The sequence below is a fragment of the Polynucleobacter sp. UK-FUSCHL-C3 genome, from assembly GCF_040409815.1.
GTDB lineage: Bacteria > Pseudomonadota > Gammaproteobacteria > Burkholderiales > Burkholderiaceae > Polynucleobacter.
In genome coordinates, this window is sequence record NZ_CP099959.1 from 1,255,503 (window position 1) to 1,278,737 (window position 23,235).

Sequence of the window (23,235 nt, forward strand, 5' to 3'; positions counted from 1 at the left end):
CCTCAAGAAGTTCATTGGAATGACACGATCCCTAGAAGCCGGTCATCTAGAACCACTCAAAGTAAAGCCCCGCCCATTTGGCAAGAGCCCTACTTCATTGCAATGCTGACAAAAACAGTCGGAAGTTACTTACGTAAGCCGAGTTTGTCGATCAGCGCGCGATAACGGTCCAGATCTTTGCCCTTGAGGTAATCCAAGAGACGGCGGCGGCGCGAGACCATCTTCAACAAGCCACGACGGCTGTGATGATCTTTTGCGTTTGCCTTGAAATGGGGGGTAAGTTCGTTGATACGAGCGGTTAACAAAGCCACTTGAACTTCTGGGCTACCCGTATCGTTTGCGTCACGCGCGTTTTGCTGGACGATTTCCGCCTTATTAATGTCTGCAACTGCCATATTCATACTCCATACGTGCGAACACTCGAGCTTGCACCCGATATGCCGTGTTAATAAAAATGCTTTATAAATCAAAGCCTCAGCATTCTAACAGACCCAACCCTCTTTTTATGAGGGCATGGGCTAGGCATTGTATAAATCTATATAAATCAATAACTTATAAATTTATGGGGCCATTTGCGCGTTGAGCTTAATCGCGTTGGGATCATGCAATTTGTTCAAAGCCGCCAAATAGGCTTTGGCCGACGCTGCAATGATGTCTGGATCCATGCCGACGCCATTCACAATCCGCCCGCCCTTTGAGAGACGCACAGTGACCTCCCCTTGTGATTCCGTACCCGATGTAATCGCATTAACGGAATACAACAATAACTCGGCGCCACTCTTCGCCTCGGTCTCGATCGCATGCAAAGTAGCATCGACAGGACCATTGCCCTCAGACTCCGAATGCACATCCTTACCGCCCATCTTGAACACGACTTTCGCTGTTGGCTTCTCACCGGTCTCAGAATGTTGGTTTAAGGATACAAAACTAAAGTACTCACCCTGGTCGGTTATGGATGAATCTGACATCAAAGAGGTAATGTCCTCATCAAAGATCTCTGCTTTTTGATCAGCCAATGCCTTAAAACGTGCGAAGGCATCGTTAAGCTCACTCTCGGAGTCCAAGACAATGCCTAACTCCTGAATACGTTGCTTAAAGGCATTCCGCCCAGATAACTTACCAAGCACGATCCGATTGGTTGCCCAACCCACATCCTCGGCACGCATAATCTCGTAGGTATCCCGTGCTTTCAAAACACCATCTTGATGAATCCCAGAGGCATGAGCAAATGCGTTCGCACCGACAACTGCTTTATTAGGCTGCACTACAAAACCAGTAATTTGTGAAACCAATTTAGATGCCGGCACAATTTGTTTCGTATCAATGCCTAACTCTAATTTAAAGAAATCCTTACGGGTACGAACTGCCATCACAATTTCCTCTAAAGAGGTATTACCAGCACGCTCGCCAAGACCATTGATAGTGCACTCCACTTGACGGGCACCCCCAATATGAACTCCTGCCAAGGAATTCGCTACCCCCATACCTAAATCATTATGGCAATGCACAGACCAAATCGCCTTATCTGAGTTTGGTATCCGCGTACGCAAAGTTTTGATGAACTCGCCATACAACTCAGGAACTGCATAGCCCACGGTATCAGGAACATTGATGGTCGTTGCACCCTCAGCGATTACTGACTCCAAAACTCGGCATAAGAAATCCATATCTGAGCGATAGCCGTCTTCGGGAGAAAACTCGATATCGCCTGCCAAATTTCTAGCAAAACGAATTGATTTCTTCGCCTGCTCGAATACCTGATCAGGGGTCATTCGTAATTTCTTTTCCATATGTAAGGCACTGGTTGCCAGAAACACATGAATCCGTTTAGCTTGAGCAGGCTTTAGGGCATCGGCTGCGCGCGTGATATCAGCCTCATTAGCTCGAGCTAAGGAGCAAACAATAGAGTCTTTCACAGCGGCGGCAACTGCGCTAATAGCAGCAAAGTCGCCTTCGGAACTCGCTGCAAAACCAGCTTCAATCACATCCACGCGCAAGCGCTCAAGCTGACGTGCAATCCGCACTTTTTCGTCACGAGTCATGGATGCACCGGGTGATTGCTCACCATCTCGCAAGGTGGTATCAAAAATAATTAATTTGTCGCCCATAGTATTTCCTCTTTAACTGCACAGTTCCATAAACAAAAACCCCAGCTGTTTGGCTGGGGCTGGTTGGTTAGCTAGTAACTACGAATTCATTTTGCTAAGCGCGACCCGCCCCGAGCCTAAGGCCCAGTGCCAGTAGAAGTAGTAAAAGCGCGCTTGGTTTCAATAACATGACTTAACTATACCGCATTTAATCTGATTTGTGGATGGCTGTGGTTTCCCCACCAATTCGACGTCCTGTTGCCCTCTCCCAAAGCCACAGCACGTAACCCGATAAGGCGTACACCACGAATACACCAAATAAGGTGAGGGGTGGATTTGTAGATATCAGGACAAAGCCTAGAATCACTAACACCATAACCCAAAAAGGGACGCGGTAGCGAACATCCAAAGCCTTACCGCTATAGAAACGTGCATTCGATACCATCGTGAGTCCCGCATAGATGGTGATGAAAAAGGTCACGATCGGAATTGCTGAATCCTTAACCGGAATCTTATTGTCATCCGCTAGCCAAATAAAACCGGCAATTAAAGCAGCGGCAGCCGGGCTGGGAAGGCCCTGAAAAAATTTCTTATCGACCACACCAATGTTGGCATTAAAGCGGGCTAAGCGTAAAGCAGCTCCAGCACAATACGTAAAGGCAGCCAACCAGCCCCACTTACCAAGATCTTTTAAGACCCACTCATACGCCACCAAGGCGGGGGCTACTCCAAAAGAGACCATATCAGCTAATGAGTCGTATTGCTCACCAAAAGCACTTTGCGTATTGGTCATGCGGGCAATGCGTCCATCCATACCGTCTAAGACCAAGGAAGCAAAAATAGCAATGGCTGCGACCTCAAAACGATGGTTCATGGCGTTTACGATTGCAAAGAATCCACAGAATAACGCTGCCGTCGTAAATGCATTAGGCAATAAATAAATACTTTTACTGCGCGGTCTTGCGGGCAAGGAGATGGGATCCTCATCAAGCGACTCGTCATTGCCGTCCCAATCATCGCGTCGTACGTTTCTACTCCTTAAAAAACGGAGACGATCTTGACGAAATTTACGGCGTGGCAACATCGATTAATCCAAGCCTGGTAGGCGGGCTAAAGCAGTATTCGTTGCAAATATTTTTTCACCAACACTGACCAATGGCTCTGCCTCTAAGGGTAAATAAACATCTACCCGTGAACCAAACCGAATAAAGCCGTAACGCTCTCCCCGCTTAACTCGATCATTGACGTGGATGTAGCAAAGAATACGACGCGCTACTAAACCAGCAATTTGAACCAGGGTTACTATTTTGCCGTTCGCATCAATCACCACCGCATTGCGCTCGTTCTCAGTCGAAGCTTTATCAATACTGGCATTAAAGAACTTACCAGGAAAGTAAGTCACCTGTTTAATCAAGCCGCTCACAGCACAGCGATTGGAATGCACATTGAATACATTCATAAAAACACTAATCTTCAATGCCTCACGATTAGCATAAGGATCGTGTGCTTTCTCAACCACTACGATCCTTCCATCGGCTGGAGAGATAACCAGGTCTTTACCCAAGGGAACAATGCGTTGCGGATCACGAAAAAACTGGAGGGTGAAGACAAAAAATAGCCAGAGGGGCCAAGACCAAAAGAGTCCACCAATGCGATGCACGATAAATGCAAGCACCCCGATCACTACCAAATACAACCATCCCTCTTTAGCGATGATGGGGTGTGGATACATCATAAGTTGATCTACTTTCTCTAAATTAGTTCTTGGATTGATCTACTAATTTGTTCTTTGCAATCCAAGGCATCATGGCACGGAGTTTTGCACCTACCACCTCGATCTCATGGTCAGCCGTTAAGCGACGACGTGACATGAGAGTTGGAGCGCCAGCCCGATTTTCAAGGATAAAGCTCTTAGCATACTCACCCGTCTGAATATCATGTAATGCTTTACGCATCGCATTTTTTGTCTCTTCCGTTACTATCTTGGGACCCGTTACGTACTCACCGTACTCGGCATTATTCGAGATCGAGTAGTTCATATTAGCGATGCCGCCTTCGTAAATCAGGTCAACAATTAACTTGAGCTCATGCAAACACTCAAAGTACGCCATTTCTGGTGCGTAGCCTGCTTCTACTAAGGTCTCGTATCCTGCTTTGATTAACTCAACGGTACCGCCACAAAGCACTGCCTGCTCACCGAACAAATCCGTTTCGGTTTCTTCGCGGAAATTAGTTTCAATCACGCCAGCACGACCACCACCATTAGCAGTTGCATAGGAAAGTGCTAAATCACGTGCTGCACCCGATTTATCTTGATATACAGCGATGAGATGCGGAACACCGCCGCCTTGGGTGTAGGTGCTGCGTACAGTATGGCCTGGAGCCTTTGGAGCAATCATGATGACATCCAAATCAGCCCGTGGCACCACTTGTCCATAATGCACATTAAAGCCATGAGCAAATGCTAGGGCTGCACCCTGCTTCATATTGCCATGCACTTCACTCTTATAGACTTCACCGATTTGCTCATCTGGTAGAAGCATCATGACCACATCGGCATCCTTCACAGCCTCAGCAACCTCTTTCACCTGCAAGCCAGCATTAGCTGCTTTTTTCCATGAGGCGCCGTCTTTACGCAAACCAACCGTCACCTTCACGCCTGAGTCGTTCAAGTTCTGTGCATGCGCATGACCCTGTGAACCGTAACCAATGATCGTTACTTTTTTACCTTTGATCAGGGACAGATCGGCGTCCTTGTCATAAAAAACTTTCATACTTTTTCCTTAAATTAAACGAAGAATAATTGAAATTAAACCTTGAGAATCCGTTCACCGCGACCAATACCTGATCCACCTGAACGCACTGTCTCAAGAATGGATGCACGATCAATTGCGCTGATAAATGCATCGAGCTTACTACTCACACCAGTCAGCTCAATGGTGTAACTTTTATCGGTCACATCAATAATGCGTCCTCTAAAAATATCGGCGGTGCGCTTGAGCTCTTCTCGCTCTTTACCAACTGCACGGACTTTAATCATCATGAGCTCGCGCTCTAAATGCGCCCCCTCTGTCAAATCAAAAACCTTAACAACCTCAACCAAGCGATTTAGATGTTTTGTGATTTGTTCAATCACATCATCAGAGCCAATGGTCACAATCGTCATACGCGATAGTGATGGATCTTCAGTAGGTGCAACGCTTAAGGTCTCAATGTTGTAACCGCGCGCTGAGAAAAGACCAACCACCCGTGATAAAGCGCCAGGTTCATTCTCCAGCAATACAGAAATAATGTGGCGCATTACAAATCCTCACTTCCAAGCAACATCTCGCTAATGCCCTTGCCAGCTTGCACCATTGGCCAAACATTTTCCTCTGGATCGATCTGGAAATCCATAAATACAGTTCTATCCTTAAGTTTTAGGGCCTCTTTAAGTGCTGGCTCAACATCAGCCTTGGTCTCAATCCGCATACCGACATGCCCATAAGCCTCCGCAAGCTTCACAAAGTCCGGTAAAGAATCCATATATGAGCTGGAATAACGTTTGCTATAGGTAAGTTCCTGCCATTGACGAACCATACCTAAGTAACGATTATTCAAGGACACAATCTTAATTGGCGTGTTGTATTGCGTGAGCGTAGAGAGTTCTTGAATACACATTTGTATGGAACCCTCACCCGTGATGGTGACCACCTCTTTATCAGGGAAGGCTTTCTTAATCCCCATGGCATAGGGCAAGCCAACACCCATCGTGCCAAGACCACCTGAGTTAATCCAGCGACGAGGTTCATCAAACTTATAGAACTGGGCCGCCCACATTTGGTGTTGACCTACATCGGAGCAAACATACGCATCACCTTTTGTTAACTCCCAAAGTTTTTGAACCACATACTGCGGCTTCACAATTTGTGACTCACGATCGTACTTAAGACAATCTTTTGTTTGCCACTGTGCAATCTGATCCCACCAGGCTTTAACCTTCGCTTGATTCTTTCGGGCAGGCGCACTCCGAATCTGTGCTGACATATCTGCCAAGATCTCTTTGAGGTCGCCGACGATTGGCACATCGACCTTGACGCGCTTAGAGATCACAGACGGATCAATATCAATATGAATAATTTTGCGTGGATGGCTTGCAAAGTGCGCTGGGTTACCAATTACACGATCATCAAAACGCGCGCCAATTGCAATCAATACATCGCAGTGCTGCATAGCCATATTGGCCTCGTAGGTACCATGCATTCCGAGCATACCAACAAACTGCTGGTGAGTACCTGGAAATCCTCCCAAGCCCATCAATGTATTGGTGACTGGGTAACCTAACAGCTCAGCAAACTCTTTTAATTGGGGAGCAGCTTCTGCCATGATGATGCCGCCACCGGTATAAATGTACGGGCGTTCCGCCTCTTGCAGCAGAGAAACAGCTTTCCGAATTTGTCCGCTATGACCCTTAACCACTGGATTGTAGGAACGCATATTGAGAGTGTCTGGGTAAACAAACGCGCCCTTAGTTGCCGATACATCCTTTGGAATATCCACTAAGACCGGGCCAGGTCGGCCAGTGCGCGCAATATGAAATGCCTTCTTTAAGGTCAAAGCAAGATCTTTAACGTCTTTTACTAGAAAGTTATGTTTTACGATCGGACGCGTAATACCAACGGTATCCGCTTCTTGGAAAGCATCCTCACCAATAGCATAGGTTGGCACGTTGCCGGTAATGATCACCATGGGAATCGAATCGGTATATGCAGTAGCAATACCAGTAACCGCATTGGTCACTCCAGGACCTGAGGTTACAAGTGCAACACCAACCTTACCGGTTGCACGGGCATAACCATCAGCAGCATGCACAGCAGCTTGCTCATGGCGTACAAGTATATGTTCAAACTTATCTTGCTTGAATATCTCGTCATAAATAAAGAGAACTGCTCCGCCAGGATAGCCCCAGACGTATTCCACGCCTTCAGCATGGAGAGCATGAACCAGCATCTCTGCACCAATCATTTCTGGACCAGAGGGTGGCGTATTATTTTCTGAAATTACCCCACCTGGGGCTTGACTAGCTTTGCTAGCTAAAAATTCAGCGCTTGTTGTATTCATTTTTCCTTTTCCTTTGCAATTTTCGGCAAAAAATTGTTTAGGCTGTTCTGTCCCATACTTATGGTCCGGGTTCGAACGGCACCGCCGCGCAGAAAATTAAAGCCACTTCTTGGATGGTTTCTTTGCGGTAAGCCTTATATTGTAAAGCAATAGCCTAGAATGAGCGAGCTAAGCCCTTAATTCAGATCGATTTATAAGCTAAATTGTCCTCCTTTAACCTATCCCGCAAGCCCCAGATTTAGAATGGCATCCGCCCAAGAACTGAACCTTTTCCTAGCCAGTATTGAGAAAAAGGCCTTTAAACAGGCTGTTTATGCCGTTCGGGATGATGCCAGCGCCCTAGACATTGTTCAGGATGCCATGATTAGTCTGGCTGAAAAGTATGCCGATCGCCCTGCTAGCGAACTCCCTTTGATCTTCACCCGAATTCTCCAAAATCGGATTCATGACTGGTTTAGACGCCAAAAGGTCCGCAATACCTATGAAACCTCTTTCTCCTCCCTGGGCTCTGGTCAAGATGGCGAGGAAAGCTTTGACCCTCTAGAACTGCTTGAAATCAGGGATGATGCCCAAATATCCCAAGACGGGGAGGAAAAGCTCGCACAAAGTCAGTTATTGGCTATCCTAGAGGCTGAAATAACAAAATTGCCAATTCGTCAACGAGAGGCCTTCCTCATGCGTTATTGGGATGAGCTAAGTACGGCCGAAACAGCTCTCGCCATGGGGTGCAGCGAGGGAAGCGTTAAAACCCATTGTTCCCGGGCCACCAATACTTTGGCCGCTGCCTTAAAAGCCAAAGGAATTGTGCTGTGAAGATGGAAACAAACAACCAAATGCATAAATCAGACATTGAGGACCAATTTGGCAAACGCGTTGCCAAGCTCTTGGATTCACAAAGTCAACAGCTAGATAGCGCTGTTCAAGAACGGCTATTGCAATCACGAACTCTAGCAATAGGTCGTGCCAAACCAGAGTCCATTCTCGTCCTAGATCGACAAATGGCTACTGTAGGCCATCGCCTCAATGCGCCAAGGCCTAATTATCCTCTTTGGTCATTTGGCACATGGCTAATCCCCCTCGTAGTTGTTGTGTTGGGGCTCATTGCGATTACCGAATGGCAAGAAGATATGCGGATTAAAGATATCGCTACAGTAGATATCGCCCTTCTAACCGACGATGTTCCGCCAAACGCATTTGCAGATAACGGCTACATGGCCTATCTAAAAATGAAGACGGTTGCCAAGCCTGAGGTGGAAGAGAAAAAAGCGGAAGACGAGAAAATTTAGTCATGAAAAGAGCTGCGCTCTCGGCATATGTTCTGACCTTGTCTTGCCTGATTCTTCCCACGGCTACCGCAGCCCAAGAGCCAAGCGTCAATCAAAAAACTCAAGAGAGTAGCTCGCGAAAAAAGGGAACAAAGTTAGATTGGCCAAACCTAAGTCCGTTACAACAAACTGTTCTTGCCTCACTCGAATCTGATTGGAATACCTTCAACCAAAATAGTAAAGTGAAATGGTTAAAAGTGGCAGATCGCTACCCCTCGATGTCATCTGCAGATCAAGAGCGCCTTCAAGGGCGTATGTCGGAGTGGTCAAAGCTTCCCCAAAAAGATCGGCGGATGGCACGCGATAATTACTTATCCAGCTTGCAATTTCCGCCAGAGCAAAAAAAGGCTGCTTGGGAGGCCTATCAACAATTAAGCGAAGAAGAGAAACAAAAGTTAGCCCAACAAGAACGTGCTCAGAAAAAAACAGGGGCGGTTAGCTCACCAGCGATCCAACCTCGGCCGGTACTTAACAATACCAGTGCCCCCTCATCAAACCCCACAATCAAATAAACTGAGGGGATGAACCCCAGCGATCTCAAAGCACTGCCCTCACCTCGATTTTGGCGAAGGGTTTTTTGTAATCTCTACGAGCAATTAATCCTTTTGGGGGTTCTTGCCTTCACCTTCCTGGTCCCCAATCTAATCATTGGTATTGTCTTTGGAATAGCAATCCCAAGCTGGCTCACCTTCTTCTATCTGTATGGGGTCCTTGCCCTCTACTTCACCTGGTATTGGCGCCGTAATGGTCAAACTCTTGCGATGCAAACCTGGCGCATACAACTAATCACTGCAGATGGCTATCGCCCTGAAAAAAAACAAGCGTTCTGGCGTTATGTATACGGCTCACTCTGGTTATTGCCCTGCTTAGCAGTTCATGCCGCTTTTCCTTTGCGGGGCTGGCAAATCATCAGCCTACTCTTTGTAGTGGCTCTTTTCTTATGGCCACTCAGTATTTATATCGATCGCAAACATCGTCAAGGCCTACCCGATCGAATGGCAGGTACAAAATTGATTGAATTACCTAGATATCCGAAAAAAGAGCAAGTGCCAACAAAGGCTTAGTTATGCTGCGCGCAAGCAATCCATCGTGCTTGCGCTTTGTATTTTGCGTTGTAACTGAGCACCCGCAATCAAACTCATCAGCAAGCCAATCAACATACCTAGAGCAATTGCGCTCGCAAATGAGTAAAACTCAATTTCTAGGAGATAGCGACCCAAGGCCCATGTACTAGCACTAGCCGCAAGACCGCCGAGCAAGCCTGATATCAAACCAATCGCTGCGAGTTCCATAAAAACCAATTGACTTAATGTTTGCTTGGAAGTGCCCATTGCTTTTAACAAAGCAGCATCTCGAAAGCGATCATCCTGCGTTGAGCCCAAAACCGCAAATAACACCAGAATGGCAGCGCAAAGGGTAAATGCAAGCAATAGTCCAAGAGCGCTTGCCAAGCGATTTAAAACTTCCTGAATTTGCCTCAAAGAGTTATCAATATCCACAATCGTAAGATTTGGATATCGTTGGGCCAACTGAATATCCAAGGATTCTAAGTTCTTCGCTTGGTGATAAGACGTAATCCAAGATTGCGGGAAACTCTTTAAGGCCTCGGGCGGAAAGATCACGAAAAAATTAACCTGCATTGATCCCCAATCAAGTTTACGTAAAGAGGTGATGGGAGCAGTAATCGTTTGCCCAGCGATATCAAAACTCATTTGATCGCCCAAGCTTAGTCCTAAGGTTTTTGCAATGCCGGTTTCCAGAGAAATCTGTGGCCTACTATCTTCCCCAAACCAACGACCCGATACCAATTGATTATCCGTCGGAAAAATGGATGTATAGGAAAGATTGAACTCACGATCCACTAATCGCTTGGCATTATCGGATTGATACTGATCGGGCATGACCTCGCGCCCATTGATTTGTGTGAGTCTACCTCGTACCATGGGGTATAACTGCACCTGGCCTACCCCTCCGGTATCTAGCATTTGCCGAACAGTTTGCCGTTGATCGTTTTGAATATTGATCAAGAAACGATTGGGTGCATCGACCGGCACATTTGCTTGCCAACTCTGCAACAAATCTTGTCGCAGAAGAAAGATCAGTAGTAGAGCCATGATTGCCAAAGCAAGTGAGCTCACCTGAATCATGGCAAAGGCAGCACGGCGTGACTGCGCACTAATAGCAAAGCGAAGAGCAAAACCAATATTAGCCAAATGACTAGATTGGGCAAATCGACCTAGACTCCAAAGACCCAAGTAAGCTAAGGCTGCAAATGCTATTGCCCCTAACCCAAAACAAACTGTGACCCAAATTAATAATTTCCAATCACGAGTTGCCCAGAAAATTAATGCCAAGCAACTAAGCAGGCCAAATGCAGCCATCGACTGAGCGGCAAATGGCACCCTACCAAACTCTCGTCGCACTAAGCGGAGTGGCGATATCTGGCTTAAGGTGAGCATGGGCGGTCCGGCAAATCCTAATAAAAGTAATAAGGCAAAAATAATGCTCCAAACCATAGGCCAAATTGATGGGGCTGGTAAATTACCCCGGATTAACCCCCCCAGTAACTGCATCAAACTTTCTTGAGCAAACCAACCAATCGCTGCGCCAGAAAAGCTTGCTACTAAACCAATGGCTGCCAAGAGGTATAACTGCCTCCGCAAAATCATGCCTTGACTGGCACCAAAGCATTTCCAGACTGCGCTAATATCGGCTTGCTTTAGAACGTAACGTCTTGCAGCTAAAGCAATAGCAAGAGCACAGATTAATGCGGTCATCAAAGCAACAATCGATAAAAACCGCTCAGCGCGTTCTAGGGTCTTGCGCATCACTGGCTGTGCATTCTCTAAAGACTCAATCCGGATACCGCGAAGTTTTTGTTGCTCAATGAAGCCTGTTGCCCATGTTTGATAAGACTTTATTTGGGCATCGCTTCCAGAAAGTAATAGGCGATAGGTAACCCGACTTCCAAACCCGATTAGGCCGGTACTTGCTAAATCATCTAAAGCGATCATCACGCGAGGCGCAAAATTCATAAACGCGGCTCCACGATCGAGCTCCCGAATAATCACTGCATCAATCTGAAATTGACGATCACCGATTATTAGACGATCCCCAATCTTTGCTTTCAGGGAAATTAATACTGCCGGATCTACCCAAACAGTATTCTTGGGTGGCATGCCAGTGACCTCAATGACAGAGAGATCTTTATCTTTGCTTAATGTGTCCTGACGACTAATTTGCAACGTACCGCGCAATGGGTATGCATTACTAACCGCCTTGAGTGAGCTTAATTTACTTTCACCCCCATGGCTAACCATACTGGGAAATACAACCGTTTGCGCAATCCCTAATTTCTTTGCGTTTGCTTCCTCAATGAGTTGAGCGGAAATAGGCTGATCTGCAGCAATCAATAAATCAGATGCTAGTAAAGTACGCCCGTCTATCTCAAAACTACGTTGTAAACGATCGGCCAGAAAGCTGACGCTAGATAATGCGGCAACCGATAAAACGAGGGCTATAAAAAGCCAAAGGAGCTCTTTTGCTCGAAGCTCCTTTGCGAAAGTTAACATGGCAATTAAATACTCGGTACTTGTCCGCCATCGATGCGAATGACCGATCCAGTGATGTAAGAAGCATTGGTACTTGCCAAGAACGCAACGGTATCTCCGTATTCTTTAGGATCACCATAACGCCCCATCGGGATTGTTTTAAGGCTTGCACTCACTACTTGTTCATAGCTAATGTTCTCGCGCTTAGCACGCGCCTCATCCAATTGGCGTAAACGATCTGTTGCAACACGACCTGGCATGACAATATTGACAGTAACACCTTCTGCAGCAACCTCGGCTGCCAAGGTCTTTGACCATGCCAATAATGCAGCGCGCAGAGTGTTAGAGATTACTAAATTTTTGATTGGCACAATTGCACCCGAGGTCGTGCTGGTAATTACTCTACCCCACTTACGTTCACGCATACCTGGTAATACTCGGTCTGTAATGCCCATTAGGGATAAGACCATTTCATTAAAACTTTTTTGCCATAACTGTGGGTCTTGCCCAGTAGCGGTCGTGGGTGGCGGACCACCAGTATTGTTAATCAATATATCAATCGGACCTAGTGTTGACTCTACCTCTTTCACATGAGCATCAATCGAATCTAGGTTGGCCAGATCCCAATTCAGGGCTAAGGCTTTTCCACCCACAGCCTCAATCATCTGAACAGTCTGCTGCAAACTATCTGCATTGCGACCGGTTACAGCAACCTTCACTCCCTCGCGTGCCAAGGCAACAGCCATGGCTTGACCAAGACCTCGGCTTGAGGCGATAACCAGTGCTGTTTTTCCTTTAAGTCCTAAATCCATTTCATCTCCCTTAGTAATTTCAATTGTTTATTATGAAAATATCTTTTTATTTGAAAACAGCCTTAATAAAATGATTATTCTATTAAGGGTAAGCCTAATAGTTAGTATTAAAACAAACTATTTAGGCTTTGAGGAATTTGCCCGTGGAGGGCAAATAATAGGAATATGGCGCGGCTGGCAGGATTCGAACCCACGACCCCTTGGTTCGTAGCCAAGTACTCTATCCAACTGAGCTACAGCCGCATGAGGCAGAATTATGCCATGGATAGCAAGAACTACATTACCCCCATTGGTCATCAAGCCCTCAAAACGGAGTTATTGCACCTTTTGGATCAGGAGCGTCCAGAAATCGTTCAGGTGGTCCATTGGGCTGCATCCAACGGCGATCGCTCAGAAAATGGGGACTATACCTATGGCAAGAAGCGCTTACGAGAGATCGATCGGCGTATTCGCTTCTTAAACCAACGCCTAGAAAACGCCGTTGTGGTTAATAACTCTGACCGAATCGCCAACGGTGGTGATCCTGAACAGATATTTTTTGGCGCTACCGTTCAATACTGCGACTCTGAAGGGATTGAGACCACCATTCGGATCGTGGGGGTCGATGAGGTTGATCTTGAACGAGGCTATGTTAGTTGGGTCTCGCCGATTGCAAAGGCGCTCATCAAAGCAAAGGTGGGGGATACGGTCAAAATACAAACTCCTTCAGGGTTAAAAGAGATTGATATTGTTGGGGTGAACTACGATGAGTCGTAGTCACTTTGCTTAGGCACTGCGATTACGGATCACTCTAAATACGTCAGAGTTAGTGCGCAGCCCTCTTAATACTCGGGATAAGTGCAGGCGATTAGATACCTGAATCGTAAAGCGCATCGTTACGGAGTCTTCTTTGTACTTATCATCCATCGAGACGTTCAAGATGTTCGAATCGGCTGACGTAATACTGCTAGCCACTCTCGCCAATACGCCCTTACCTTGCTTTGTATCTACTATAATAGCGACATCAAATTCTCGATTGGTATCTTTACTCCACTGCACTCCCGCCCATTTGTCACTATCTTTAGAGAGCATCCTAAATGCAACTTTGCAATCCTGTGTATGAATTTGTAGGCCCTCGCCCTTTCCTAGGTAGCCAATAATGTCATCGCCCGGAATGGGGTGGCAGCAACTTTGGAAGCTTACCGACATTCCCTCGCGACCATCCACCACAATTGCCTGCCCCAGTGGTTCATTATGTAAGGTACTCCAATCACCCGTACCGAGTCGCATTTGTTCTGAGCCGGCTTCCTCTCCAATGAGGATCTTTAAGCGCGTAGCGAGCTCTTGCGCCGTTCTTCGACCAAGCACAATGTTCACACACACCTCTTCGCGAGTTTTATCACCCGTCCAATGCAACAATTTCTCCCATAACTCGGGAACCAATAAGCCAGCATCAACCCCCTGCTGTCGTAAAGCACTGGCTAATAATCGCTCACCGAGTTGAAGAGCTTCTGCATAGTGTTTTGTCTTTAATGAATGACGAATTGCTGCACGCGCTTTACCAGTGCGCACAAACTCTAACCAGCCTGGATTGGGTTGTGATGAGGTCGAGTTAATCACCTCCACAATATCGCCATTCTTTAACTCAGTGCGTAAGGGTAATTGCAGATTATTAATCTTGACCGCTACGCAGGCGTTTCCTAAATCACTATGAATAGAGTATGCAAAATCTAATGCTGTCGCTCCCCTTGGTAATGCACGGATCTGCCCCTTGGGCGTAAATACGTAAACGGCATCTGGGAACAGATCAATCTTCACATGCTCCAAAAACTCCTGTGAATCGCCACTATTATCTTGGATATCGACCAAAGACTGCAGCCATTGGTGCGCACGATTTTGTACCTCGCTTAACTCTGGAGAACCATCTTTGTAGACCCAGTGTGCTGCAACCCCAGATTCAGCAACCGCATGCATATCAGCAGTTCGTATCTGAAACTCTACCGGCACACCGGATGGACCTACCAAAGTGGTATGCAACGACTGATAGCCATTCAGCTTGGGAATCGCAATGTAATCCTTAAACTTCCCTGGCATCGGCTTATAGAGCGAATGCAATATGCCTAAAGCGCGATAGGTCTCATCGACCGTGTGAACGGTAACGCGGAAGGCATAAACATCTAAAACCTGGGAAAAACTCAAGTGCTTGCTGCGCATCTTGTTATAGATGCTAAAAAGCGTTTTTTCTCTCCCCTGTAAATCAACCTCAATCGCTGCCTTACCAAATTGCGAGCGCACACTCTGCAAAATCTTGTCGACCATCTCACGACGATTACCTCGCGCTTTCTTGACCGCGTTTTCAATTACCCTAAAGCGCATCGGCATCGAGTGCTTAAAGCTTACATCTTGTAAATCACGATAGATCAGGTTCAAACCCAAACGATGCGCAATTGGCGCGTAGATCTCCATGGTCTCTAGGGCCACGCGACGTCTCTTCTCGACAGGCACTGCATCTAAGGTATGCATGTTATGGGTACGATCAGCAAGCTTCACTAAGATCACGCGTACATCGCGCGCCATCGCCATGAACATCTTCCGAAAACTCTCGGCTTGTGCTTCGGCATGACTTTGGAACTCTAATTTATCTAGCTTGGTTAAACCTTCGACCAATTCGGCAACTTTAGCTCCAAACTGGTTAACCAGATCGGTTTGTGAATACCCTGAATCTTCAATCACATCATGCAATAAAGCAGCCATGATGCTCTGAGCGTCAAGACGCCAACTAGCACATAACTCAGCAACGGAGACCGGATGGGTAATATAAGGCTCGCCACTGTGACGATACTGTCCCAGATGAGCAGTATCGGCAAACTGAAATGCCCGTTTGATTTGATTAATTTCCTCTGGCTTGAGGTAATGAAGTTTCTCGGTGAGGCCGGTGATCGAGACAACTTGTTGCTTAGGTGGAACGGTAGGCTGTGATGTTGGCCCAAACAGGTGCCGACTCGATTGCTCAAGCAATGAAGCAATCACACTTTGATTTGTACTGAGACCCGCCTTAGCTGAGTTTGCACTCAATTGGCTAGACGAACTTTCGCCTAGCAAACCCGTTGTGGTGACTATTGACGCCACAGCGGGGCCTCCAATTTAAAGAGGAACTTTGGTCAACATATCCCGATCGGTTACGCCAGCAGCAATCTCACGCAAGGCGACAACGGTTGCCTTGTCTTTTGCATCCACGCGGGCTGCGTGACCCTGAACGAGCTGACGCGCACGATAGGTTGCGGCCAAGACCAACTCAAAACGATTGGGTACGGTTTTTAAACAATCTTCTACAGTAATACGGGCCATACGGAACTCACTTATTTAGATTAGGAGGATCTCCAACCCCTATAGGATAACTGATTGGCTGGGATCACGCCCCAAGACGCTTAACGAGTGCGGGGTAACGAGCCATCATGGGGCTTGCACGCAAGCGGCTTGAAGCCACAATGGCTTGCAGATCCCGCAAAGCGTCGGCAAAGATCTCATTAACCACGATAAAGTCAGCTTCATGGGCATGCTGGAGCTCAATATGAGCCGCTGCAACCCGCTTGGCAATGGTCTCTTTATCATCCTGACCGCGTTTATAAAGGCGTTCTTCCAAAGCCTGTATCGACGGTGGAAAGATAAAAATCCAAATAGCTTGCGGTATTAATTGACGAATCTGTTGTGCGCCTTGCCAATCAATTTCTAGAATGACATCGCTTCCCTTTTGCATTTGTCCCTCAATCCATGAGCGAGAAGTGCCATAAAGATTGCCGTGCACTTCCGCCCACTCTAGAAAATCACCTGAGGATTTCTTGGCTAAGAATTGCTCTTTAGAAATGAATGAGTAATCGCGCCCATCTAACTCCCCAGCCCGTGGTGCTCGTGTAGTACAAGATAAAGAGAGTTGCAGGCTGTGATCTGCCTCAAGCAAAGCGTTGACTAATGACGATTTGCCGGCACCCGAAGGAGCCACAATCATCAACATACTTCCTTCATACGATTGCGGGGTCGTGTTCATATTAATAATAGGATTTACTCTAGATTCTGCACCTGCTCGCGCATTTGCTCAATCAATAATTTGAGTTCGAGCGCGGCGTTGGTAAAGTCCGGATTGACTGATTTAGATCCTAGGGTATTGGCTTCCCGATTAAGCTCTTGGATCAAGAAATCTAAACGCTTACCAACAGGCCCGCCCTCCTGCAGGGTTGTATGAGCAGTCTGTAAATGAGTCTTTAGGCGCGCCAACTCCTCAGCCACATCAATCCGGACTGCATAGAGAACAACCTCTTGCCGAATCCTTTCCATCAACTCGCTATTGATTGGTATTTGCACTGTCTTGGAATGAGTACCAAGCGCTTCTTCTAAACGAGCGACCAATTTACTTTGATATTGAGAAACGATCTCTGGCATTCGGGGCTCTATCCGAGTCACGATAGCCTCCATCGAGGTCAAAATAGTGCCTAGCACCAACGCTAGAGCCTTACCCTCTTCTTGACGCGCACTCAGTAATTGTTTTAGAGCTTCCTGACCGGCTTCAATACTTGCGACCTGCCATTGATCTTCTGCAGTTTCTGATTCTGTTACGACGCCTGGCCAGCGTAAAATGTCTGCCATTCGCAGTTCACCGGCATCCGGAAACTGTTTTTTAATACCCTGCTGCAGTTCTTGAAGAGCTGCCAACTTAGCTTGGTTAACGCTAATAGCGGTTTTTGCATGGCCTGACTCCGATTGCGTTAAACGCCAAGCTGCCCGAACCTCGATCTTGCCACGCTTGAGAGTTTTATTTAAAAGCTCTCGGATACCTGATTCAGCACTCCGGCACTCATCGGGCATCCGGAAACTTATATCCAGAAAACGGCTGTTCACCGCCCTAATCTCTACCTGTAAATTAGCAAAGCCCCCCGAACCCAACTGAATTTGGCGGGAGGCGCTTCCATAACCTGTCATGCTCGATATCATGTAGGCATTGTAAATTGCAAAGGTAATCTCCCATGAATCAGCCCTTTCAGCGTCCTAGCCAACGCCAAGCCCGCGACCTACGACCCGTGACAGTCACACGCTCCTTCACAAAACATGCTGAAGGCTCTGTCCTCATTGGGTTTGGGGATACGAAGGTCTTATGCACCGCCAGCGTCCTAGAAAAGGTACCACCCCATCAGAAGGGATCAGGAGAGGGTTGGGTGACCGCCGAATACGGCATGCTGCCCCGCTCCACCCATACTCGCTCTGATCGCGAGGCGGCTAGAGGCAAGCAAAGTGGTCGCACACAAGAGATCCAACGTCTAATCGGTCGAGCAATGCGCAGTGTTTTTGATCTCAAGGCTCTAGGGGAACGAACAATTCATTTGGATTGTGATGTATTACAAGCGGATGGCGGTACAAGAACCGCTGCGATCACTGGGGCTTATGTTGCAGCCCGCGATGCAGTTAATCTCCTACTCAAAAATAAAGTAATTACCAGTGATCCAATTCTTGATAGTGTTGCAGCAATCTCGGTCGGCATCTTTCAAGGCGTACCCGTTTTGGATTTAGATTACGCCGAGGACTCTGCCTGCAATACCGATATGAACGTTGTCATGACCGGTAAGGGCGGCATAATTGAAGTTCAAGGTACGGCTGAGGGCGCGCCCTTCTCACGCACCGAACTAGAGGCTCTTCTTGACTTAGCCCAAGCCGGCATTGAAGAACTCAGTACTCTACAGAGAAAAGCGCTCACCTAAGATGAATCAAAGCCTAGTATTAGCATCCAATAATGCTGGGAAGTTGCGTGAGTTTGCTGAACTTCTAAAACCATTTGCAATCGATGTGATAGCCCAAGGGCAACTGAGTATCCCGGCTGCAGAGGAACCCTTTGAAACCTTTGTGGATAATGCGCTAGCCAAGGCAAGACATGCTAGCTTACTCAGTGCTCTGCCAGCTTTAGCGGACGACTCGGGGATCTGTGTCGACGCCTTAGGTGGTGCGCCTGGAGTACGCTCTGCTCGTTTTGCAGGGGAGCATTGTTCTGATCGCGATAACAACCGGAAACTGATATCGGCATTAGAAAATCAACCAAATCGTCGCGCCCATTACGTTTGTGTCTTGGCATTGGTTCGCAGCGCCACAGATTCACAACCTCTCATTGTAGAAACACGCTGGGATGGGGAAATCATCGATACGCCACGGGGTGCCAATGGCTTTGGCTATGACCCCTACTTTTACCTGCCCGAGCAGGGCAAAACTGCTGCTGAGTTGCTAGCGGAGCATAAAAACCAAATTAGTCATCGAGGTCAAGCCTTAAGGAACCTCATGAGCCAATTACAAAACTCTTCTTTCTTTACCGCTAATGCTTGACACTGCAATACAGCTCAAAGCATTACCCCCGCTTTCGCTCTATATCCACTTTCCTTGGTGTGAGCGCAAATGTCCCTATTGCGACTTTAACTCGCATCAGGTGAAAGATGGGGGCTTTGATGAGAAGCGCTACATTCAGGCGCTGATTGCAGATTTACAAACAGAGCTTCCGAACATTTGGGGGCGGCGGGTACACACCATTTTTATTGGCGGTGGCACACCCAGCCTACTCTCCCCCGCTGGTCTTGATGAACTGCTCTCCCATGTTCGAGCCCTAATACCGCTCGAACCTCATGCCGAGATCACTCTGGAGGCTAATCCAGGATCAGTAGAAGCTGCAAAGTTTAGAGAATTTGCCCAGCTGGGAGTCAATCGAGTATCGCTAGGGATACAGAGTTTTAATGATCGCCACCTCAAATTCTTAGGCCGTATCCATAACGCTTCTGAAGCGCAGGCTGCCATTGAAATTGCTCAGGACTACTTTGCAAGTGTCAATCTTGATGTGATGTATGCCTTGCCAGAACAAACTGCCGATGAAGCAAAAGCCGATCTACTGCGCGCCTTGTCTTTCCAAACGAAGCATCTATCGCTCTATCACCTCACCATGGAGCCCAATACCTACTTTGCAAGCCATCCACCACCCCTACCGAACGAGGATGAAAGTGATGTCATGTTTGAGTTTGCACTCTCCACCCTTCAAGAGAGGGGGTATCAGCGCTATGAGGTATCCGCCTACTGTCAAGATGACCAGGTCTGCAGACACAATCTGAATTACTGGGAATTTGGAGACTATATTGGCATCGGTGCAGGTGCGCATGGCAAGATCTCGATGCCAAATCGTATTACTCGGCAAATCCGTGAACGTCATCCCGAAACGTATATGGACAAAATCTTCAAAGAGAACTCTGCCTGTCTTGAGAGCCGTAGCATCGAGATCGACGATCTGGCGTTTGAGTTCATGTTGAATGGTCTTAGATTAATCAATGGTGTACCAACCCACCAATTTACAGAACGCACTGGTCTGCCTTTGCATCGAATCTCTAAAGCAATCGATGAGGCGATTCGCAAGGGCTTATTAGACGAGGATCCGATGCGACTGAAAGCAACAGCCCTTGGTATGCGCTATCTCAATGACCTACAAGAACTATTCTTGAAATAAATAGCATTGGCGGAAGCGGTGAGATTCGAACTCACGGAGGACTTTCATCCTCGCCAGTTTTCAAGACTGGTGCATTCAACCACTCTGCCACGCTTCCATTAAAGGTGAGATTATAAGGAAGTTACGGAATTAGGCTTTCTGCTTTGAAATTTCCAACTAAACCATTATCTTTCTTAAATGCTGCGCAATCGCGAGGCTTGAGGTTAATGCAGGTGATTCAAAGCCATAGAGGTTATAGAGGCCTTCGATTTCATGCTCCTCTGGGCCATCAATCCTAAAATCCCCAGCGGCTTGGTCCTTAGACACAATCTTAGCCCTAACCCCTGAGTAATCCGCTTGCAGTGCTCCGTCTTTAAGGTTCGGCCAGTATTGGCGGATTGCCTCATAAAAACGCTCGCCCCGCTTGGGATCCACGGCGTAATTAATTTGCTCCTCAGACTCAATGTCGAGCCACTCCACATCGGGGCCAAACTTTGCTTGCCCTGCCATATCCAATGTCAAATGAACTCCGAGTCCACCTGGCTCCGGGACTGGATATATCAAATGTTTGAATGGTGACCTGCCAGAGAGGGAAAAGTAATTACCCTTTGCAAAATAGGCCTGAGGGATTGTTTCAGGAGCTAGACCCTCGATCTTTCTAGCAATGGCGGGTGCGCTCATGCCTGCACAATTAATCAGATATTTAGTTTGCAGGCGCATCGAGTCTGTCCCACCAACCTCCAACTCAAAGCCACCGGATATGACTGTCGCCCGGATGAGGGGAGATAAATAGGCAACCATCCCGCCTGCATCCTCAAACCCACCCAAAAGGGAGAGCATGTAAGCATGGCTATCAACAATGCCAGAAGACTTAGAAAGAATTGCTGCTTCTACTCTCAGGTCTGGCTCCAAGGTCTTGGCCTCCTTAGCAGTAATCATGCTAATTTCTGGGGCCTGATTGAGTTGAGCCTTATAGAAAAGTCCCTCTAAGGCATCAATCTGATTTTTATCACTAGCAACAATTAATTTACCGTAACGCTGGGTGCCTACCTGGTGACCCCGGCAATATTCATATAAAAGACGATTACCTTCAACGCAAAATTTAGCCTTTAAAGAATCTTTTGGGTAATAAATACCTGCGTGGATGACCTCACTGTTTCTGGCGCTGCTAATTGTTCCAAATGAGGACTCGCGCTCTAACAAAATGGTCTCATGACCCTGCAAAGCCATCTCGCGGGCGATGGCTAAGCCGACAACGCCAGCCCCAACTACGACACAATCTAATCGTTCCATATTGTTCTGCTTTGCATGAAGACAAAATCGTAACACTTCAGCCTTAAATAGGCTTTTGAGGGGCTTATTGATAAAATCCACCTATGTCTACCAAGTCTGCTCAAAGCGATAGTGCCAATCCCTCGAAAGCGGTCTTTGGTTCATTACAAGCTGCCGGCCTTACCCTTGATCTTGCTTATCAAGGAATTAGTCAACCAGAGTGGGCCAGCCTATTTACCAAGGCGGATCAAATAGGTCTCAAAGGGCAGATTACTGAGTTATTGACCGGTGGTCTGGTAAACACCTCAGAACACCGACCTGCCCTGCATACCACCCTGCGTGATCTAAATAAAAATCCAATGCTTTATAAGGGCAATGATGTAATGCCAGCAATTGCTGAGGTTTGGCAACGCATGGAGGGTTTATGTAATAAATGGGTAGGGGTAACTGATTTAATCCATATCGGAATTGGTGGTTCTGATTTTGGACCGCGCCTAGCAGTGCAGGCCTTAGCTCACTCTGCGAACAAACCAAATCGTGGCATGCGAGTTCATTTTGCTGCCAACGTCGATAGCGCTGAGTTAAGCCATATTCTGGAGCGCGCACAAGCTAATAGCACTAAGGTATTGATTGTTTCTAAATCCTTTAGTACTTCTGAAACCATGATGAACGCAAAGACCATCATCAATTGGTTTAAGGCTAAGAATCTCACAAGCTCGCAGATCCAAAACTCTTTATTTGCCGTTACCTGCAATGTCAAAGCAGCCGAATCCTTTGGTATTCAAGCAGACAATATTTTCCCGTTTTGGGATTGGGTAGGCGGACGCTTCTCGGTCTGGTCTGCGGTTGGTCTTCCAATTGCTTTGCAGTATGGTTTTGAGACCTTCAAACAATTTTTATCCGGTGCCAATGCGATGGATCAGCATTTTGCAAGCACGCCAATCTCTCACAATCTACCCGTTTTACTTGCTCTTGCGCTTTACCATCAACAAACTAAACATCACTCTAAGGCGTATGCGGTGTTGCCCTATGCACATGCTTTAGAACTCCTTCCATTTTGGCTACAACAACTCGATATGGAAAGTAATGGCAAGAGTACCGATAGACAAGGCAAGTATGTAAAAACAAGTTCTCCCATCGTTTTTGGAAGTGCCGGTACCAATGCACAACATTCCTACTTTCAACTCCTTCACCAAGGGCCCGAGATCATCCCGGTAGATTTCATTATGGTGAAGGAGGCGATGAGCTCATTACCAGAGGCCAAGGAGCATCACAATGCTCTCTTAGCCAATTGCTTAGCCCAGGCCCAAGCTCTTGCTCATGGTAAAGAGTCCTCCGATCCAAATTTGAGCTATGCCGGCAAGCGACCAAGTAATTTAATTGCGTTACCAAAGTTAGATGCATACCACCTCGGCGCTCTATTAGCCTTATACGAACACCGTGCATTTTCTTTAGGAGCTCTGTGGAATCTCAATCCATTCGACCAGCCAGGAGTTGAGCTAGGCAAAGTCTTAGCTCGGCCGATTGAAGAAGCGCTCAAGGGGTCTCAACCAAATGATGAAGGTTTTGACTCTATAACCTCTGCCCGCATTAACTATTTAAAACAATAAT

The 23,235-nt window shown here is 47.0% G+C and carries 23 protein-coding genes and 2 tRNA genes; 9 read left to right on the top strand and 16 right to left on the bottom strand.

Annotated features, from left to right (window positions below; translation table 11 throughout):
• Window positions 1-125 precede the first annotated feature (125 nt).
• The 7 genes from rpsO to NKE59_RS06405 all read right to left on the bottom strand — a co-directional run bounded on the left by rpsO (window position 126) and on the right by NKE59_RS06405 (window position 7,187).
• Window positions 126-395 (bottom strand): 30S ribosomal protein S15, encoded by a 270-nt coding sequence (rpsO, locus tag NKE59_RS06375; RefSeq protein ID WP_353438145.1) that lies wholly within the window; start codon window positions 393-395, stop codon window positions 126-128.
• A gap of 165 nt (window positions 396-560) precedes the next feature.
• The gene (locus NKE59_RS06380) at window positions 561-2,108 is read right to left on the bottom strand and encodes a 2-isopropylmalate synthase (RefSeq protein ID WP_353438146.1); all 1,548 of its coding nucleotides are present in this window, start codon (window positions 2,106-2,108) and stop codon (window positions 561-563) included.
• Between the two features lie 187 nt (window positions 2,109-2,295).
• Window positions 2,296-3,171: a CDP-diacylglycerol--serine O-phosphatidyltransferase gene (gene pssA / locus NKE59_RS06385; protein WP_353438147.1), complete on the bottom strand. Its 876-nt coding sequence runs from the start codon at window positions 3,169-3,171 to the stop codon at window positions 2,296-2,298.
• Between the two features lie 3 nt (window positions 3,172-3,174).
• On the bottom strand, window positions 3,175-3,822 hold the full coding sequence (locus NKE59_RS06390) for a phosphatidylserine decarboxylase (RefSeq protein ID WP_353438148.1): 648 nt from the start codon (window positions 3,820-3,822) through the stop codon (window positions 3,175-3,177).
• A gap of 22 nt (window positions 3,823-3,844) precedes the next feature.
• On the bottom strand, window positions 3,845-4,861 hold the full coding sequence (gene ilvC, locus NKE59_RS06395; protein ID WP_353438149.1) for a ketol-acid reductoisomerase: 1,017 nt from the start codon (window positions 4,859-4,861) through the stop codon (window positions 3,845-3,847).
• A 35-nt stretch (window positions 4,862-4,896) separates the two neighbouring features.
• On the bottom strand, window positions 4,897-5,388 hold the full coding sequence (ilvN, locus tag NKE59_RS06400; RefSeq protein ID WP_353438150.1) for an acetolactate synthase small subunit: 492 nt from the start codon (window positions 5,386-5,388) through the stop codon (window positions 4,897-4,899).
• Window positions 5,388-7,187, bottom strand: a complete 1,800-nt coding sequence (locus NKE59_RS06405; RefSeq protein ID WP_353438151.1) for an acetolactate synthase 3 catalytic subunit — start codon at window positions 7,185-7,187, stop codon at window positions 5,388-5,390. The genes ilvN and NKE59_RS06405 overlap by 1 nt, the downstream gene beginning before the upstream one ends.
• A 243-nt stretch (window positions 7,188-7,430) precedes the next feature.
• On the opposite strand from NKE59_RS06405, the gene NKE59_RS06410 reads away from it, so the two are divergent.
• The 4 genes from NKE59_RS06410 to NKE59_RS06425 are packed head-to-tail and all read left to right on the top strand — an operon-like array spanning window position 7,431 to window position 9,576.
• Window positions 7,431-8,000 (top strand): RNA polymerase sigma factor, encoded by a 570-nt coding sequence (locus NKE59_RS06410; protein ID WP_353438152.1) that lies wholly within the window; start codon window positions 7,431-7,433, stop codon window positions 7,998-8,000.
• Window positions 8,001-8,002: 2 nt separating this feature from the next.
• A complete protein-coding gene (locus tag NKE59_RS06415) occupies window positions 8,003-8,473 on the top strand; it encodes a DUF3619 family protein (RefSeq protein ID WP_353438153.1) in 471 nt (156 codons plus the stop codon).
• Window positions 8,474-8,475: 2 nt separating this feature from the next.
• Complete coding sequence (locus NKE59_RS06420; RefSeq protein WP_353438154.1) at window positions 8,476-9,024, top strand: DUF3106 domain-containing protein; 549 nt, start codon at window positions 8,476-8,478, stop codon at window positions 9,022-9,024.
• Window positions 9,025-9,033: 9 nt separating this feature from the next.
• Window positions 9,034-9,576 (top strand): RDD family protein, encoded by a 543-nt coding sequence (locus NKE59_RS06425; RefSeq protein ID WP_353438155.1) that lies wholly within the window; start codon window positions 9,034-9,036, stop codon window positions 9,574-9,576.
• Here the strand turns inward: NKE59_RS06425 and NKE59_RS06430 are convergent, their stop codons facing one another.
• The 3 genes from NKE59_RS06430 to NKE59_RS06440 all read right to left on the bottom strand — a co-directional run bounded on the left by NKE59_RS06430 (window position 9,577) and on the right by NKE59_RS06440 (window position 13,118).
• On the bottom strand, window positions 9,577-12,084 hold the full coding sequence (locus NKE59_RS06430) for an FtsX-like permease family protein (RefSeq protein ID WP_353438156.1): 2,508 nt from the start codon (window positions 12,082-12,084) through the stop codon (window positions 9,577-9,579).
• A gap of 5 nt (window positions 12,085-12,089) precedes the next feature.
• Window positions 12,090-12,875, bottom strand: coding sequence for an SDR family oxidoreductase (locus NKE59_RS06435; RefSeq protein ID WP_353438157.1), 786 nt, complete (start codon window positions 12,873-12,875; stop codon window positions 12,090-12,092).
• 166 nt (window positions 12,876-13,041) lie between these two features.
• Window positions 13,042-13,118: transfer RNA gene (locus NKE59_RS06440), tRNA-Arg, on the bottom strand.
• Window positions 13,119-13,136: 18 nt separating this feature from the next.
• On the opposite strand from NKE59_RS06440, the gene greB reads away from it, so the two are divergent.
• Complete coding sequence (gene greB / locus NKE59_RS06445) at window positions 13,137-13,631, top strand: transcription elongation factor GreB (protein ID WP_353438158.1); 495 nt, start codon at window positions 13,137-13,139, stop codon at window positions 13,629-13,631.
• A gap of 9 nt (window positions 13,632-13,640) precedes the next feature.
• On the opposite strand, the gene NKE59_RS06450 is transcribed toward greB, so the two are convergent.
• The 4 genes from NKE59_RS06450 to NKE59_RS06465 form a co-directional block, all read right to left on the bottom strand.
• Window positions 13,641-15,929 carry a bifunctional (p)ppGpp synthetase/guanosine-3',5'-bis(diphosphate) 3'-pyrophosphohydrolase gene (locus tag NKE59_RS06450; protein WP_353439928.1) on the bottom strand — a complete coding sequence of 763 codons (2,289 nt, stop codon included), beginning with the start codon at window positions 15,927-15,929 and terminating at the stop codon, window positions 13,641-13,643.
• A 69-nt stretch (window positions 15,930-15,998) separates the two neighbouring features.
• Window positions 15,999-16,202 (bottom strand): DNA-directed RNA polymerase subunit omega, encoded by a 204-nt coding sequence (gene rpoZ / locus NKE59_RS06455; protein WP_353438159.1) that lies wholly within the window; start codon window positions 16,200-16,202, stop codon window positions 15,999-16,001.
• A 64-nt stretch (window positions 16,203-16,266) separates the two neighbouring features.
• A complete protein-coding gene (gene gmk, locus NKE59_RS06460) occupies window positions 16,267-16,899 on the bottom strand; it encodes a guanylate kinase (protein ID WP_353438160.1) in 633 nt (210 codons plus the stop codon).
• 14 nt (window positions 16,900-16,913) lie between these two features.
• Window positions 16,914-17,840: a YicC/YloC family endoribonuclease gene (locus NKE59_RS06465; RefSeq protein WP_353438161.1), complete on the bottom strand. Its 927-nt coding sequence runs from the start codon at window positions 17,838-17,840 to the stop codon at window positions 16,914-16,916.
• A 32-nt stretch (window positions 17,841-17,872) separates the two neighbouring features.
• Here NKE59_RS06465 and rph point away from each other — a divergent pair, with 32 nt between their 5' ends.
• Genes rph through hemW form a run of 3 tightly spaced genes read left to right on the top strand, consistent with a single transcriptional unit; the run spans window position 17,873 to window position 20,373 of the window.
• A complete protein-coding gene (gene rph, locus NKE59_RS06470) occupies window positions 17,873-18,601 on the top strand; it encodes a ribonuclease PH (protein WP_353438162.1) in 729 nt (242 codons plus the stop codon).
• A gap of 1 nt (window position 18,602) precedes the next feature.
• Entirely contained in the window at window positions 18,603-19,214 is a 612-nt protein-coding gene (gene rdgB / locus NKE59_RS06475; RefSeq protein ID WP_353438163.1) for an RdgB/HAM1 family non-canonical purine NTP pyrophosphatase, read from the top strand.
• Window positions 19,207-20,373 carry a radical SAM family heme chaperone HemW gene (gene hemW, locus NKE59_RS06480; protein ID WP_353438164.1) on the top strand — a complete coding sequence of 389 codons (1,167 nt, stop codon included), beginning with the start codon at window positions 19,207-19,209 and terminating at the stop codon, window positions 20,371-20,373. Before rdgB ends, hemW begins: the two co-directional genes overlap by 8 nt.
• A gap of 7 nt (window positions 20,374-20,380) precedes the next feature.
• Here hemW and NKE59_RS06485 read toward each other — a convergent pair.
• Window positions 20,381-20,470 (bottom strand) — tRNA-Ser (locus tag NKE59_RS06485).
• Window positions 20,471-20,529: 59 nt separating this feature from the next.
• On the bottom strand, window positions 20,530-21,645 hold the full coding sequence (locus tag NKE59_RS06490; protein WP_353438165.1) for an NAD(P)/FAD-dependent oxidoreductase: 1,116 nt from the start codon (window positions 21,643-21,645) through the stop codon (window positions 20,530-20,532).
• Between the two features lie 83 nt (window positions 21,646-21,728).
• On the opposite strand from NKE59_RS06490, the gene pgi reads away from it, so the two are divergent.
• On the top strand, window positions 21,729-23,234 hold the full coding sequence (pgi, locus tag NKE59_RS06495) for a glucose-6-phosphate isomerase (protein ID WP_353438166.1): 1,506 nt from the start codon (window positions 21,729-21,731) through the stop codon (window positions 23,232-23,234).
• Window position 23,235 lies beyond the last annotated feature (1 nt).

Coding starts and splice junctions, on each gene's coding strand:
- rpsO (WP_353438145.1), bottom strand. CDS start 395: ATGGCAGTTGCAGACATTAATAAGGCGGAAATCGTCCAGCAAAACGCG.
- NKE59_RS06380 (WP_353438146.1), bottom strand. CDS start 2,108: ATGGGCGACAAATTAATTATTTTTGATACCACCTTGCGAGATGGTGAG.
- pssA (WP_353438147.1), bottom strand. CDS start 3,171: ATGTTGCCACGCCGTAAATTTCGTCAAGATCGTCTCCGTTTTTTAAGG.
- NKE59_RS06390 (WP_353438148.1), bottom strand. CDS start 3,822: ATGATGTATCCACACCCCATCATCGCTAAAGAGGGATGGTTGTATTTG.
- ilvC (WP_353438149.1), bottom strand. CDS start 4,861: ATGAAAGTTTTTTATGACAAGGACGCCGATCTGTCCCTGATCAAAGGT.
- ilvN (WP_353438150.1), bottom strand. CDS start 5,388: ATGCGCCACATTATTTCTGTATTGCTGGAGAATGAACCTGGCGCTTTA.
- NKE59_RS06405 (WP_353438151.1), bottom strand. CDS start 7,187: ATGAATACAACAAGCGCTGAATTTTTAGCTAGCAAAGCTAGTCAAGCC.
- NKE59_RS06410 (WP_353438152.1), top strand. CDS start 7,431: ATGGCATCCGCCCAAGAACTGAACCTTTTCCTAGCCAGTATTGAGAAA.
- NKE59_RS06415 (WP_353438153.1), top strand. CDS start 8,003: ATGGAAACAAACAACCAAATGCATAAATCAGACATTGAGGACCAATTT.
- NKE59_RS06420 (WP_353438154.1), top strand. CDS start 8,476: ATGAAAAGAGCTGCGCTCTCGGCATATGTTCTGACCTTGTCTTGCCTG.
- NKE59_RS06425 (WP_353438155.1), top strand. CDS start 9,034: ATGAACCCCAGCGATCTCAAAGCACTGCCCTCACCTCGATTTTGGCGA.
- NKE59_RS06430 (WP_353438156.1), bottom strand. CDS start 12,084: ATGTTAACTTTCGCAAAGGAGCTTCGAGCAAAAGAGCTCCTTTGGCTT.
- NKE59_RS06435 (WP_353438157.1), bottom strand. CDS start 12,875: ATGGATTTAGGACTTAAAGGAAAAACAGCACTGGTTATCGCCTCAAGC.
- greB (WP_353438158.1), top strand. CDS start 13,137: ATGGATAGCAAGAACTACATTACCCCCATTGGTCATCAAGCCCTCAAA.
- rpoZ (WP_353438159.1), bottom strand. CDS start 16,202: ATGGCCCGTATTACTGTAGAAGATTGTTTAAAAACCGTACCCAATCGT.
- gmk (WP_353438160.1), bottom strand. CDS start 16,899: ATGAACACGACCCCGCAATCGTATGAAGGAAGTATGTTGATGATTGTG.
- NKE59_RS06465 (WP_353438161.1), bottom strand. CDS start 17,840: ATGATATCGAGCATGACAGGTTATGGAAGCGCCTCCCGCCAAATTCAG.
- rph (WP_353438162.1), top strand. CDS start 17,873: ATGAATCAGCCCTTTCAGCGTCCTAGCCAACGCCAAGCCCGCGACCTA.
- rdgB (WP_353438163.1), top strand. CDS start 18,603: ATGAATCAAAGCCTAGTATTAGCATCCAATAATGCTGGGAAGTTGCGT.
- hemW (WP_353438164.1), top strand. CDS start 19,207: ATGCTTGACACTGCAATACAGCTCAAAGCATTACCCCCGCTTTCGCTC.
- NKE59_RS06490 (WP_353438165.1), bottom strand. CDS start 21,645: ATGGAACGATTAGATTGTGTCGTAGTTGGGGCTGGCGTTGTCGGCTTA.
- pgi (WP_353438166.1), top strand. CDS start 21,729: ATGTCTACCAAGTCTGCTCAAAGCGATAGTGCCAATCCCTCGAAAGCG.